A 13,975-nucleotide genomic window follows, 5' to 3' on the forward strand; every position below is an offset into this window, starting at 1 on the left:
CCGGCGGATGCAGTCGCATCCTACAACGGCAGGAGAGTTCCTCTCACGCCGTTGGCGACGATCCTTTCCAGCGCCTCGAACCGGGGCGCCAACAGGCGGTCGTAAATCTCCTCGACCCGTGCCCGCACCTCATCGCGTGCCAGTTCCGGCCGGCCGCCGGGGAAGGGCGGGGCGGGCGCGTATTCCAGCATCAGCAGCAGGGCCTCGGCCGCGTCCTGGCCCACCACCTCCGCCGCCACGGTGAAGGCGAAGTCCAGGCCGGCGGTGACACCGCCGCCGGTGATGATGTCGCCGTCGCGCACCACCCGCGCCGGGTCGGGGATGGCGCCGAACAGGGCCAGCTTGTCCCGCCACGCCCAATGGCAGGCGGCCCGCCGCCCCGTCAGCAGCCCGGCCGCCGCCAGGATCAGCGACCCGGTGCAGACCGAGGTGACATAACGGGCGCCCGCCGCCAGGCGGCGGATGTGGGCCATGGTCTCCGCCTCCTCCATCACGGCGGCGACGCCGAAGCCGCCGGGGATGAACAGCAGGTCGCAGGTGTCGATATCGGCCAGCGATTCCGTGTCGGCGAAGGCAAGCCCCTCGCCTGAGGTCACCGTGCCGCCGGTGGCGGAGGCCACCCGCACCTGCGTGCCGGTCAGGCGGCTGAACACCTGGTGCGGGGCGGTGAAATCCAGCTGGGTCATCAGCGGAAAGACGAATTCCACAATGGTGAAGGGGCGTTGCGGCTGGTCCATGGGGTGGCTCCTGCGGTCTGGTTGGTGCGTGAACCATCACGCTGGACGGGCGCTGGCAGCAATGACATAAAACCCACCTTTACTGCCAAGGGTTGCCCGCATGCCGCGCACCATCGCCTTCCTGGCCTTCCCCGGTTTCCAACTGCTGGATGTCAGCGGCCCGCTGGCGGCGTTCGAGATCGCCGGCCGGTACGCGCGCCAGCCCTATGACATCCGAATCATGGCCCTGCACCCGGGGCCCGTCGCCAGTTCATCGGGCGCCTGCCTGCTGGCGGAGAGGCTGGTGGACGCGGGCGCCATCGACACGCTGCTGATCTCGGGTGGCGATGGCATCAACGACGCCTGGCGGGATGAGGCGCAGGTGGCTTACGTCCGGTCGGTGGCAGGGCGGGCGCGGCGGCTGGCCAGCGTCTGTTCCGGCACCTTCCTGCTGGCGGCGGCGGGTTTGCTGGACGGGCGGCGGGCCACCACCCACTGGTGCCGCACCGTGGAATTCGGCCGCCGTTTCCCCGCCGTGACGCTGGAGGCCGACCGCATCTTCATCCGCGACGGCGCCTATTGGACCTCCGCCGGCATCACCGCCGGCATGGATCTGGCGCTGGCCCTGATCGCCGAGGACCATGGCGAGGCCATCGCCCGCCGCACCGCCCGCCAGCTGGTGATGTATTACCGCCGCCAGGGCGGGCAGTCGCAATTCTCCGCCCTGCTGGACATGCAGCCGGTGGGCAGCCGCTTCGGCACCCTGCTGGCCTGGATGCGGGAGAACCTGGAGCAACCCCTGAAGGTGGAACACCTGGCCGACCGCGCGGCCATGAGCCCCCGTAACTTCGCCCGCGCCTTCGCGGCGGAGGTGGGGGTGACGCCGGCCAAGGCGGTGGAGCAGCTACGGCTGGAAACCGCCCGCGCCCGGGTTGAGGAAGGACCGGAACCCATAGACCGTATCGCCACCGAAACGGGTTTCGGCGATGGCGAGCGCATGCGCCGCGCCTTCCTGCGCGCCTACGGCGTCGCCCCCCAGGCCATCCGTCGCGTGGCGCGGGGGATGGCGGCGTGAAGGCCAAAAACCAGCGGCAAGACCCTCTTGCCGCTGTAGGTCCCGACCGGGACCGCCGGAAGTTTCCGGGGAACGTAGTGGACTGGAAACTGAGGATCAGCCAAGCCGCCGGATGGCGGCGCCCGGCGCTTGAGGGGACAATCAAGCCACGTTGATCAGCATGGCGCGGCTGTGCTCGGCCACGCCCCATTCCGCGTAGTCCATGCCCAGGCCGGACTGGCGGGCGAAGGGCATGGGCAATTCGGCGGAGAAGGCGCCGTGTTGGTTGATCCAGGCGCTGCCCACGTCCATTTGCTCCGCCAGGGCGACGCCGGCCGCGATGTCGCGGGTCCAGGCCGATCCGCCCAGGCCATAGTCGCCTTGGTTGGCCAGGGCCAGCGCCTCTTCCGTTGTGTCAAAGGCGATCAGCGGCAGGGCGGGGCCGAACTGTTCCTCATCGACCAGGCGGATACCGGGGCCCACGCCCTCGATGATCGCCGGCCGCAGGAAAAAGCCGGGGCCGTCGATGGGGCCGCCGCTCAAGATCCGGCCGCCGGCCGCCCGCGCCTCGGCCGTCAGGTCGAGGATGCGCTGGTACTGCGCCCGGTTTTGCACCGGGCCCATGTGGTGGGCCGGGTCCCAGCCGGGGCCGACGCTGGTCCCCTCGGCCAGGGCCACCAGCCGGTCGCGCAGGGCGTCGTGCACGTCGCGGTGGACCAGCAGGCGTTTCACCGCCGCGCAGAACTGGCCGGCCCCGGCGAAGGCGGTGCCGAACACCATGGCGGCGGTGCGGTCCAAATCGGCGTCGGGCAGGACGATGGCGGCATCGTTGCCGCCCAGTTCCAGGGTCAGGCGCTTCAGGGTCGGGGCGGCGGCCACGGCGATCTTGCGGCCGGTGATGGTGGACCCGGTGAAGGACACCTTGGCCACCAGCGGATGGCTGGTCAGCACCTGGCCCACGTCACCGTCGCCCGCCACCACGTTGAAGACGCCGGCGGGGAAGACATTGCGGCCGATGCGGCCCATCAGCAGGGCGGTCAGCGGTGTGAAGGGCGACGGCTTCATCACCAGGGTATCGCCGGCCAGCAGGGCGTTGGCCACCTTGGCCAGGCCCAGCACCACCGGCCCGTTCCACGGCGCGATGGCGGCGGCCACGCCCAGCGGGCGGTGCACCAGGCGGGCGCTACCGCCGCTGGACTTGGTGTAGTCCCGGTCGGGCAGCACCTGCCCCGCGATGGTGCGGACGTAGATGATGCCGACCGTCACCTCCGACAGGGCGCGGCGCAGGGGTTTGCCCGTCTCCGCCGTCAGCAGGATGGACAGGTCCTGCTTGGCGGCCTCCAGCGCGTCGGCATAGGCCAGCAGGCGGTCGCGCCGGTGTTCCCAGCTGGTGCGTGACCAGGCGGGGAAGGCGCGATGGGCCGCCTCGATGGCGGCTTCCGTGCCGGCGGCGTCGGCCACCGGCGTGGTCGCCACCACGGTTTCGCTGGCCGGATCCAGGACGGGCGCCCGGCCGGCGGCCGGCGCGTCCGCCCCGTCCACGGTCATGGCCAGATCCAGGCGCGCCACCCAGGCGGCGGGATCCGCAGGTGCTGCGGCGTAGAGGGCGTCCGTCATGGGGATCAGGCCTTGACCGTGTTGCCGGGAACGGCCTCGGGCTTGGCGGCGTCCCGGGGGTAGAAGTGCAGGCAGAAGGCGCTGAGGGCCACGAATACCAGCGATCCGCCCAGGCACAGATAGATGCCCAGGATGGCGCTGGGCGGCTGCGCCACCGGCCCGCCCTTGGAGGCGACATAGCCCATGGCGCCCAGCACGATGCCGGTCATGGAGGCGGCCAGGGCGAAGGATGCGCGCTCCACCACCGTGTAGACGCCGGCGAACACGCCCTCGCGGCGCAGGCCGGTGCGGCGGAAATCCTGGCCGATGGCGTCGGGCAGCAGCGCCTGGCCGATCAGCAGCATGCCGCCGGACGCCAGGCCGTTGGCCACGCCCAGGCCCAGGATGGTGGTCAACGGCGTTTCCGGCGTGCACAGCAGCCAGGGCAGGGTGGTGACGGCCAAGCCCACGGCGCCGATGTAGTAGGCGGCATAGCGGCCGTAGCGCGCGGTCAGCTTCACCCACAGCGGCTGGGTCACCAGCATGGCGATGGACTTCGCCAGGAAGAAGTAGCCCAGCACCTTGTAGGACTGGTGCAGGATCTGGGTGAACAGGAAGGGGGTGATGACCGTGGAGACCGCCACGTACAGCAGGCTGGTCATCTTCACCCCCATCAGGATGGCGAAGTGGTGGTTCTGGAAGGCGGTGCGGAACTGCGCCACCACGCCCATGCTATGGCCCTCCACCCTATCGGTGTACTTGGCCTTGGCGGTGGCGAAGAAGCAGGCGAGGCCGGTCAGCAGCACAATGAAGGCCAGGACGCCGCCCATGACGGCATGGCCCGGCAGGCCGCCGCCGAAACTGGCGATCAGCAGGGGGGCCACGAAGGACCCCATGACCTGGCCCAGGCTGGTGGCGCCGACGCGATAGGCCATCAGACGGGTGCGCTGGGTGGGGTCGGTGGTCATCTCTGCCGGCATGGCCAGGTAGGGGATGACGAACAGGGCGTAGCCGGTGGCGTTGGCCAGCAGGGCGACGGCCGTCACCGTCGTCAGCATGCCGGGCGACAGGTTGACCGGCAGGCGGAACAGCAGCCAGAAGGTGAGGGCGGACACCAGGGTGCCGGCCAGGATGAAGGGCCGGCGGCGGCCCCAGCGGCTGCGCGTCCGGTCGCTGACCACGCCGATGATGGGATCGACGATGGCGTCGTACAGCTTGGAGGCGCCGAACAGCAGGCCGGCGGTGCCGGCGGCCAGGCCGACATTGTTCACCAGGTAGCCCAGCAGCAGAACGCTGCTGGCGGAATAGATGGTGGCCATGGAAAAGGTGCCCACGGCCCAGCCCAGGGTGAGCGCCAGGGACAGCGGTTCCCGTCCCCCCAATGCCGACTCAGCGGAAGATGTGTTTGCCACGGGTGCCCTCTTGTCCTGTTCACGCCCGATTGTAGGTCGCTTTGACGAGCGGGCGAGCCGCACCGCCAGTTTGATCGCCTAATGATTATTCTTATCGCCCAACTGCCAGGGGGCCTCAGCCGTGGCCGATTTCCCACTGAACGGTTCGATATATAGCGCGACCAGGGCCAGGGGCGCAGCCCCCCGTGTTAACGGCACGTGACGTAAAGGCGCGGGGGAGAGGCGGGGCGTCAAATGCCCGTGCGGGCAGCGGCCAGGTCTTTTTCCAGGTCGGTCTTGCGTGCCATGTCCAGCAGGGCCGCTGCCATGGGCGGTGCCGGCACGCGGTTGGACAGGACCAGGCCGATGGACTGGCTGTGCACAGGGTCCACCAGGTCGATGGCCACCAGGTCGGGCGCGCCGCCAAAAACATAGAAGAAGGTGTGGGGCACGATGCTGGCCCATTCCCCATGGCGCAAATGGGAACAGACGCCCAGGAAGGAATTGCTGACGATGCCGGGCTTGATCGCGACCCCGATGCTGGCCGCCACCCCATCGATGATGCGGCGGTTCTGCATATCCTCGCTCAGCAGGCATAGCCGCTCGGTCGTGGCCTCCGCCCAGGTGATGGTCTCGCGGTTGGCGGCCGGGTGGTCGCGCCGCACGACCAGGACATAGCGTTCCCGGTACAGCGGCACGCGCCGTACGTTCTCCAGCACCTCGTTTTCCAGATAGGTCATGCCGCCATCGATCTCGAAGGCGTCCAACCCGCGCTGGATGGCGTGCGAGGTCATGGAACGGATTTCCACCATGGCCGCCGGGTGGGCCTTGGAAAAGCGCGCGGTCAGGAAGGACACGGTGGGCATGGCGGCAGGGATGACGCCCAGGCGCAAGGTGCCGGTCAGGCCCCGGCGCAATCCCGCCAGATCATCGCGCAGGCTGTTGTAGTCGGTCAGGATCTGCCGGCCCCAGGCCAGCAGCTTTTCCCCCTCCGGCGTTAGGCCGACGAAGCGGTGGCTGCGCACCACCAGGCGCACGTCCAGATCCTCCTCCAGCTTCTGGATGGCGGCGGACAGGGTGGGCTGGGCGATGTTGCAGGCCTCCGCCGCGCGGGCGAAATGGCATTCCCGGGCCAGGGCCACGAAATAGGACAGGTGACGCACCAGCATGGGCGGAGAACTTTCCCGAGGACGATCGTTATTCCCATATAACTATAACGATGATGCCGCATAAGGCCCGTGCGGCTCAATATCCCATCCAGACCGGCGGCATTGCGGTTATCGCTATTCCTGTTTGGACATAGCGATTAGGATGGCGCCCTATCCATCCCCCGCATGGGATGGGTGCCGAAGGTTGGATCACGATGCCGACGCTCAGCCTGCGCATACGCCTGGACCCCGATGGCCGCATCGGGCCGGGCAAGATCGAACTGCTGGAAAAGATCGCCGCCTTCGGCTCCATCGCTGCGGCCGGCCGCGCCATGGGCATGTCCTACCGCCGCGCCTGGGAACTGGTGGAGGAACTGAACACCCTGTTCGGCAGCACGGTGGTGGAACGGCAGATCGGCGGCAAGCAGGGCGGCGGCGCCCGCCTGACCGTGCTGGGCCTGGCCCTGATCTCACGCTTCCGCGCCATCGAACAGGCGGCGGCTGAGGCCGCGAAGGTCCACCTGGCGGCCTTGCAGGGCGAGGTGGACAAGGCGCATCCGCAAGCAGAAGAAGGAAAACCCGCGTGACCGTTCCGCCTGTTTCCGCCAGCATCCCCGCTGGCCGGCGCCTGGCCGCCCTGATCGCGGCGGAGGAAAAGGCCATGGCCCTGCTGGACGTCATCGAGGCGCGCGGCCTGATCGCGCCTGGCCGCACCGAGCGCGCGGTGGAACAGGACATCTATGCCCTGGCGGAAACGGAATTCGGCGTGGCCAAACATTGGCACAAGCGCATCGTGCGTGCCGGCGCCAACACCACCTGCGTCTTTTCCGACAATCCGCTGGTGCTGACCATCGGCGCCGACGACACCGTGTTTGTCGACCTGGGCCCGGTGTTTGAGGAGTGGGAGGCCGACGTGGGCCGCACCTACGCCCTGGGTGATGATCCGGAGAAGCACCGCCTGGTGCATGATCTGGAACGGATGTTCGATGTGCTGGCCCGCCATTTCCATGACCATCCCGACATCACCGGGGCGGAACTGTATACCCACGCCCAGAAACTGGCGGATGCGGCCGGCTGGGTGTTCGGCGGCGCCATCGCCGGCCATCTGGTGGGGGAATTCCCCCACGCCCGCCTGCCCGGCGACAAGGAACATTACCGCGTCAGCCCCGCCAACCCCACCCGCATGCGCGACCTCGACGCCCTGGGCCAGGAAAAGCACTGGATCCTGGAAGTGCACCTGGTGAACCATGCGCGCACCTTCGGTGGTTTCTATGAGCGCCTGCTGTTGCCGTCGGTTGTGTGACGGGCGCATCACAAACCTTTCGCACATGCAAAACTTTGACGTTTAATCGCACTTCGATCTGCACTAGTCTTATGTCCAAAGGGGTTCGGCCTTGAGCCGCCCTATAAACAGACATGCAGATGCGAGGGGCGATGAACTCCATTCGGTATACTGGCATGACATCCGCCGCACAGCCGGCGAAACGAACGAAGTTCGTCTATAGAATCGTGGCCTTCACGGCCGTATTCGTGGCGCTTGCCTTCAGCGCTCTAGGCTACCTCATCTACTCAGTTTCAAGTGATACTTTAACGGCGCAAATCAATACTCAGATCAAGACGACGGGCGAGTCGGCGGCGGACGGCATCCAAAAGTGGTTGATGGGCCGCGTCTCGCTGGTGCGGAACCTGGCGGATGAGGTGGCGGTGACCGACCCCGGCCACGTCAAGGATCTGCTGAACGGCCCCACGCTCAGCGGCATCTTCAGCCCGGTCTATTACGGCGACAATGCCGGCGTCTTCACCATGTTCCCGGCCCTGGACCTGCCGCCCGGCTACGACCCGCGCCAGCGCGGCTGGTACAAGGCGGCGGACGCGGCGCGGCAGACCATCATGACCCAGCCTTATGTCAGCGCCTCGGGCGGCAACCTGGTGCTGACCATCGCCAGCCCGGTGATGAAGGGCGGCGCCCTGGCCGGCGTGGCCGCCGGCGACCTGGATCTGGTCATGATGAAGACCTTCCTGGCGTCCTTTGACCTGGGCGGCAACGGCCAGGTGTTCCTGATCGACGGTGACGGCACGGTGCTGGTCCATGCCGACAAGGACCGGGTGATGAAGAAGCTGGCCGACGGGTTCGTCATCCAGGACCATCTGGGCCATGCGCCGGAACAGGCGGGCGACACCCTCACCTCCTTCTATCCCATCAAGGACCTGCCCTCGGCCAAGTGGTACGTGGGCGTCACCATGGACGCGACCAAGGCCTTCGGGCCGTTGCGGTCGCTGCGCACCCTGATCCTGGCGGCGACCGCGGCCACGGTGGCGGTGCTGGTGGTTCTGCTGGGGGCGCTGATCTACCGCATGGTGGCGCGGCCCATCAACCAGATCACCCAGACCATGACGGCGCTGAGCGAGGGGGCGATCGACGTCGCCATGCCGGCCCTGGACCGGCGGGATGAAATCGGCGCCATGGCCCGCGCGCTGGAAATCTTCAAGCGCAACGCGACGGAGGTCACCACCCTGCACCTGGAACGCACCCAGATACAGGAGGAGACGGAGCGGCAGCGCCGCGCCGTGGCGGAACGGCTGGCCAATGATTTCGAGGCCAACGTCTCCACCGTCCTGCGGCGGGTGGCGCACAGCAGCGGCCAGGTGGACGCCGAAAGCAACCATCTGGCGGCGGGGCTGCAGACCGCGCGGCAGAGCAGCGACGCCATCCGCGCCGCGACGGATGAGACCTCCACCAGTGTGGAGACGGTGGCGGTGGCGGCCGAACAGCTGTCGTCCTCCATCGGCCAGATCGCCACCCGCGTGACCCAGAGTGCCGAGATCGCGACCGATACCGCCACCCGGGCCGAAACCGCCCGCCGCACCATTGAGCATCTGGCCGGCCAGATGGAAAAGATCACGGAGATCGTGAACCTGATCACCCAGATCGCCAGCCAGACCAACCTGCTGGCGCTGAACGCCACCATTGAGGCGGCCCGGGCGGGGGAGGCCGGCAAGGGCTTCGCGGTGGTGGCGTCGGAGGTCAAGAACCTGGCCAACCAGACCGCCAAGGCGACGGAGGACATCACCGCCCAGATCGAGGCGACGCAACAGGCCAGCGGCCGCGCGGTGGCGGAGGTGCGCTCCATCGCCGAGGTGTCCTTGCGGGCGCAGGAGGTGGCGGCCGGCATCGCGTCGGCGGTGGAACAGCAGGGGGCGGCGACGCGGGAGATTTCCCAGAACGCCACCATCGTCGCCCGCGGCACCCGCGCCGTCACCACCAACATCCACGCCGTCAGCGACGTGGTGGTGGACAGCGCCGACCGCGCCAGCCACGTGCTGGGTACGGCCGGCGAGTTGGCGCTGCAGCTGAAGGCCCTGGACGAACAGGTCAGCCGCTTCGTCACCGCCGTGCGGGCGGCGTAAGGTCAACCCACTGGCATGGGTTCAGCCCATGCCAGTGTAGGCCCCGACTGGGGCCGCCGGAGTTTTGCGGGAAGCTTAGCGGACTGCAAAACGAGGATCAGCCAAGCGGCCGGGTGGCCGCGCCCGGCGCTTGAGGGACGGTATGGATCGTTTCGGAAAAGTTACACGAAGGGTTGTTTTTAAAAGTTAACTTGGGTGCGGCGGGCGATTTGGCACACTCGGTGGCGGTATAGCCTTCCGAATAGGGGTCGCCGCCTGTGCCCATCGTCAAGAACCTGTCCCTGCGGTTGCGCATCGTGCTGCCGCTGCTGGCCGTTACCGTGCTGGGCGTGGCTGGCCTCATCGGTTATGCGGTCCAGGTGCAGGTCACGGCCAGTGAAGGGGCGGCCCGTCGCCTGATGACGGAGATGGCGGCCAGCCAGTCCCGCCAGATCGTCGGTGTGATTGACGAGGCGCTGGCCGCTGCCCGCACCGATGCCGCCTGGACCGCGTCCCTGATCAAGGGCGGCGACCTGGATCGCGCCGCCTTTGGCCGGGCCCTGAACCAGATACTGCACGCCAACCCCGCCGTCACCGGCGTCTATGCCGGGCTGGAGCCCAACGCCGATGGTGGCGATGCGCGTTACAAGGGCACGGATCTGGGCGACAAGGACGGGCGGCTGATGCTGTACGCCTTCCGCCGTCCCGATGGCACGACGGGCGTGGAAACCACCCCCATGACCGGCGATCCGGCGGAGGAGAACTGGTACCACCGCCCCCTGCGGGACGGGCGGGAGACGGTGACGCCGCCTTATTTCTATGAGGTCGGCCATACCCAGGTGCTGATGACCACGGTGGTGGCGCCCGTCGTCGTCGATGGCAAGGCGCTGGGTGTCGCCACCGCCGACCTCAGCTTGAAGCGCATCCAGGCCGATGTGGGGGCGTTGCGCCCGTGGGGCGACGGCTACGCCCTGCTGTTGTCAGGGGATGGCCAGTGGATCGCCAACCCCGATGCCGCCGTGCTGGGCAAGCCGGCGCAGGCCGGGTGGGCGCGGGGCCTGCTGGCTGCCGTCGCCGATGGCGGGCCGCATGAGGGGGCCTTCGTCGATCCCGTGACGAAGGCGGAAATGACGGTGGTGATGGTGCCGGTGCATTTCGGCCGGGCGGGCGAGGTCTGGGGCTTCGCCGTGGCCGCCCCGCGCGCCACCATCCTGGTGGAGGTGTGGGCCACCCGCGACCGGTTGATGGTGGTGGGCGGCCTGGTTTTGGCTGTGGTCTGCGGCCTGGCGACCCTGATCGGCACCAATCTGTCGCGGCCCTTGCAGGTGATGACGGCGGTCATGGGCCGGCTGGCCGGCGGCGACACCGGGGTGGCGGTGCCGTCCCGCGACCGGGGGGATGAGATCGGCGCCATGTCGCGCGCCGTCCAGGTGTTCAAGGAACAGTCCATCCACATGGCGGAGATGCGGGAGCGGCAGCAGGCGCTGGAAGCCCGCGCCGCGGCGGAACGGCGCCAGGCCACCCTGGACGTGGCCGGCAATTTCGAAAGTGAGGTCGCGGGCCTGGTGCGTGCCTTGGGATCGGCGGTGCGGACCATGACCGGCGTGGCCGACGGCCTGAACCGCACGGCGGCGGCCGTGGTGCGCGAGGCCGACGAGATGCAGGGGGAGGCGCAGCAGGCCTCCGCCAACGTGCAGACCATCGCCGCCGCCACGGAGGAACTGTCCGCCGCCAGCGATGAGATCGCGTCCCAGGCCGTCCGCGCGGCGGAGATCGCGGCCGAGGCGGTGGGCCAGGCGGAACGCAACGGCGACCGCATGCGCCGGCTGGACCAGGCGGCCCAGCGCATTGGCGAGATCGTGGGCATGATCGAGGCGGTGGCCGGCCAGACCAACCTGCTGGCGCTGAACGCCACCATCGAGGCGGCGCGGGCGGGTCCGGCCGGCAAGGGCTTCGCCGTGGTGGCGGGCGAGGTCAAGGCGCTGGCGACCCAGACATCCCGGGCCACCGGCGACATCGCCCAGCAGGTGGGGGACGTGCAGACGGCGACGGTGGAGGCGGTGGCCGCCATCGATGCCGTCATCGCCACCGTCCGCACCATCAGTGAGATCGCCGGCCGCATCGCCGGCGCGGTGCAGCAGCAGGGGGCGGCCACGCTGGAGATCAGCCGCAACATCCAGCAGGTGTCCATGGGAACGGCGGCCGTCAGCCAGCGCATCACTACCGTCAGCGGCGCCATGGCGGCGGCGGGCGACGGCGCTGGCCAGGTGTTGCAGGCGGCCCAGGACCTGTCGCGGGACACCCAGGGCCTGGACCGGCAGGTGGAAAGTTTCCTGGCTGCCGTCCGCGCCGGTGGCTGAGGCCCCCGGGGTCGAGGTTCAAAGCGGCCCCATCCGCAGCCCATATATTGGATATGGACGGCGGGCCCCCATCCGGTCCAGGCTGTCGCCAGTGCCGGGAGCGGGGCCTGGCGTTTCCGTGCGTCCCTTGGGATGCGCCAAAGAACAAAGCAGATGGGACTTCGATCCGACATGACTTCACGACTGCACCGCGCGGCGCTGGCGCTGGCCCTTTCCGTCTCCGTGGCACCCTGCGCCCTTGCGGCCAACACCACGCCGGAGGCGGTGGCCCCCACCCGGACCCTGACGGCGCGCGACGCCTTCGCCCTGTCGCAGGCCAAGGACGTGCAGATCAGCCCGGACGGCAAGCGCATCGCCTATACCCGTTCGTCCGAAGACATCATGACCGACAACGCCCGCAGCGAGGTCTGGCTGGTGGATGTGGCCAGCGGCCAGCAGACGCCGCTGGGCGTGCCGGGCAGCGGCCGGGCGCGCTGGTCGCCCGACGGCACGCGCCTGGCTTATGTCGCCAAGGGCCCGGGCGACAAGCCGCAGATCTGGGTGCGCTGGCTTTCCGGCAACAGTGCGGCCATCACGGCCCTGCCGGAGGCGCCGTCCGATATCGCCTGGTCGCCGGACGGCAAGCAGATCGGCTTCACCATGTTCACGCCGGAGGAGGGCGCCAGCCTGGGCTCTCCCCTGGCCGCCCCTGAGGGCGCCAAGTGGGCCGATCCCATCAAGGTCATCACCAAGATCAACTACCGTGCCGATGGCGAGGGCGTATGTGCGCCCCGGCTTCAACCACATCTTCGTGGTGCCGTCCGACGGCGGCGCGCCGCGCCAGCTGACCAACGGCCAGTATGACGACGGCGGCGCCCTGTCGTGGATGCCGGACGGCCACCACATCCTGTTCAACAGCAACCATGGCAAGGATTGGGAACGCGATCCGGAGAATTTCGACGTCTTCTCCGTCGACACCACCAGCGGCGCCCTGACCCAGCTGACCACCCGCCACGGCCCGGATGGGGAACCGGTGGCCTCGCCCGACGGCAAGCTGATCGCCTATGTCGGTTTCGACGACAAGCTGATGGGCTACCAGAACGACGTGCTGTCGGTGATGAACGCCGACGGCAGCGGCGTGCGGGCCCTGACCGCCAACTTCGATCGCGACCTCGGCAGCCCGCGCTGGGCGGCGGATGGCCGTTCCATCTATGCCACGTACACCGACCGGGGCGTCACCAAGGTGGCCCGGGTCACCCTGGACGGCAAGGTCACCACCGTGGCGGAAGGTTTGGCGGGCAGTGAGCTGGACCGGCCCTATTCCGGCGGCGGCTACAGCGTGTCCAAGGATGGCGTGGTCGCCTTCCCCTGGGGTGACACCACCCGCCCGCCGGACGTCGGCATTTCCAAGGGTCCGGGGGAGCAGAAGCGCCTGACCGACCTGAACGCCAGCCTGTTCGCCGGCAAGGTGCTGGGCACTGTGGCGCCGCTGCCGGTGAAGTCCTCGGCCGGCGGCCTGGCCATCGACGCCTGGATGGTGACGCCGCCGGACTTCAACCCGGCCAGGAAGTACCCGTTGATCCTGGAAATCCACGGCGGGCCCTTCGCCAGCTACGGCCCGGTCTGGTCGACGCAGGACCAGCTGTACGCCGCCGCCGGCTACATCGTCGTCTATGCCAACCCGCGCGGGTCAACCTCGTATGGCGAGGATTTCGCCGACCAGATCCACCACAACTATCCCTCCCAGGATTATGATGACCTGATGAGCGTGGTGGACGCCGCCATCGCCAAGGGATCGGTGGACGCCGATAATCTGTTCGTCACCGGCGGGTCCGGCGGCGGCGTGCTGACCGCCTGGACCGTGGGCAAGACCGACCGCTTCAAGGCGGCGGTGACGCAGAAGCCGGTGATCAACTGGACCAGCGAGGTCCTGACCGTCGACGGCTTCAGCTTCATGGCCAAGTACTGGTTCGGCAAGATGCCGTGGGAGGACCAGGAGCAGTACTGGCGCCGCTCGCCTCTCAGCCTGGTGGGCAACGTCAAGACGCCCACGGCGGTGATGGTGGGCGAGGAAGATCACCGCACGCCGCCCAGCGAGGCGGAGCAGTACTACGCCGCCCTGCAATTGCGCAGTATCCCCACGGCCCTGATCCGCGTGCCGGGCGCCAGCCACGGCGGCCTGGCCGAACGCCCGTCGCAACTGGTGGGCGAGACCAACGCCATCCTGGCCTGGTTCAAGAAGTACCGGACGGATGTCGAGGCGAAATAGGCCTGCTCAGCGAGCGGTACGACGGCTTCAACATGATTGTGGAAGCCGTCGTAATGCCTTTTTGGGGGGGCTGAC

Annotated in this window: 11 protein-coding genes; 7 read left to right on the forward strand and 4 right to left on the reverse strand. The window is 68.6% G+C overall.

The window, feature by feature from the left end; translation table 11 throughout:
- Positions 1-20 precede the first annotated feature (20 nt).
- Positions 21-737 carry a DJ-1/PfpI family protein gene (locus PW843_04365; GenBank protein MDE1145840.1) on the reverse strand — a complete coding sequence of 239 codons (717 nt, stop codon included), beginning with the start codon at positions 735-737 and terminating at the stop codon, positions 21-23.
- Between the two features lie 100 nt (positions 738-837).
- Here PW843_04365 and PW843_04370 point away from each other — a divergent pair, with 100 nt between their 5' ends.
- Positions 838-1,791, forward strand: a complete 954-nt coding sequence (locus PW843_04370) for a GlxA family transcriptional regulator (GenBank protein MDE1145841.1) — start codon at positions 838-840, stop codon at positions 1,789-1,791.
- A 141-nt stretch (positions 1,792-1,932) separates the two neighbouring features.
- Here the strand turns inward: PW843_04370 and PW843_04375 are convergent, their stop codons facing one another.
- From PW843_04375 to PW843_04385, 3 genes are all read right to left on the reverse strand, one after another.
- Positions 1,933-3,387: an aldehyde dehydrogenase family protein gene (locus tag PW843_04375; protein ID MDE1145842.1), complete on the reverse strand. Its 1,455-nt coding sequence runs from the start codon at positions 3,385-3,387 to the stop codon at positions 1,933-1,935.
- Between the two features lie 5 nt (positions 3,388-3,392).
- Positions 3,393-4,778, reverse strand: coding sequence for an MFS transporter (locus PW843_04380; GenBank protein MDE1145843.1), 1,386 nt, complete (start codon positions 4,776-4,778; stop codon positions 3,393-3,395).
- A gap of 230 nt (positions 4,779-5,008) precedes the next feature.
- A complete protein-coding gene (locus PW843_04385; protein ID MDE1145844.1) occupies positions 5,009-5,926 on the reverse strand; it encodes a LysR family transcriptional regulator in 918 nt (305 codons plus the stop codon).
- Between the two features lie 194 nt (positions 5,927-6,120).
- Here PW843_04385 and PW843_04390 point away from each other — a divergent pair, with 194 nt between their 5' ends.
- From PW843_04390 to PW843_04415, 6 genes are all read left to right on the forward strand, one after another.
- On the forward strand, positions 6,121-6,492 hold the full coding sequence (locus tag PW843_04390) for a winged helix-turn-helix domain-containing protein (GenBank protein MDE1145845.1): 372 nt from the start codon (positions 6,121-6,123) through the stop codon (positions 6,490-6,492).
- On the forward strand, positions 6,489-7,208 hold the full coding sequence (locus PW843_04395) for a M24 family metallopeptidase (GenBank protein ID MDE1145846.1): 720 nt from the start codon (positions 6,489-6,491) through the stop codon (positions 7,206-7,208). The genes PW843_04390 and PW843_04395 overlap by 4 nt, the downstream gene beginning before the upstream one ends.
- 155 nt (positions 7,209-7,363) lie before the next feature.
- On the forward strand, positions 7,364-9,313 hold the full coding sequence (locus PW843_04400; GenBank protein ID MDE1145847.1) for a methyl-accepting chemotaxis protein: 1,950 nt from the start codon (positions 7,364-7,366) through the stop codon (positions 9,311-9,313).
- Positions 9,314-9,570: 257 nt separating this feature from the next.
- A complete protein-coding gene (locus tag PW843_04405; GenBank protein MDE1145848.1) occupies positions 9,571-11,652 on the forward strand; it encodes a methyl-accepting chemotaxis protein in 2,082 nt (693 codons plus the stop codon).
- 171 nt (positions 11,653-11,823) lie between these two features.
- Entirely contained in the window at positions 11,824-12,495 is a 672-nt protein-coding gene (locus PW843_04410) for a hypothetical protein (protein ID MDE1145849.1), read from the forward strand.
- Positions 12,401-13,900 carry a S9 family peptidase gene (locus PW843_04415; GenBank protein ID MDE1145850.1) on the forward strand — a complete coding sequence of 500 codons (1,500 nt, stop codon included), beginning with the start codon at positions 12,401-12,403 and terminating at the stop codon, positions 13,898-13,900. The genes PW843_04410 and PW843_04415 overlap by 95 nt, the downstream gene beginning before the upstream one ends.
- Positions 13,901-13,975 lie beyond the last annotated feature (75 nt).

It is taken from the genome of Azospirillaceae bacterium, from assembly GCA_028283825.1.
In the GTDB taxonomy this organism is placed as follows: Bacteria; Pseudomonadota; Alphaproteobacteria; order Azospirillales; family Azospirillaceae; genus Nitrospirillum.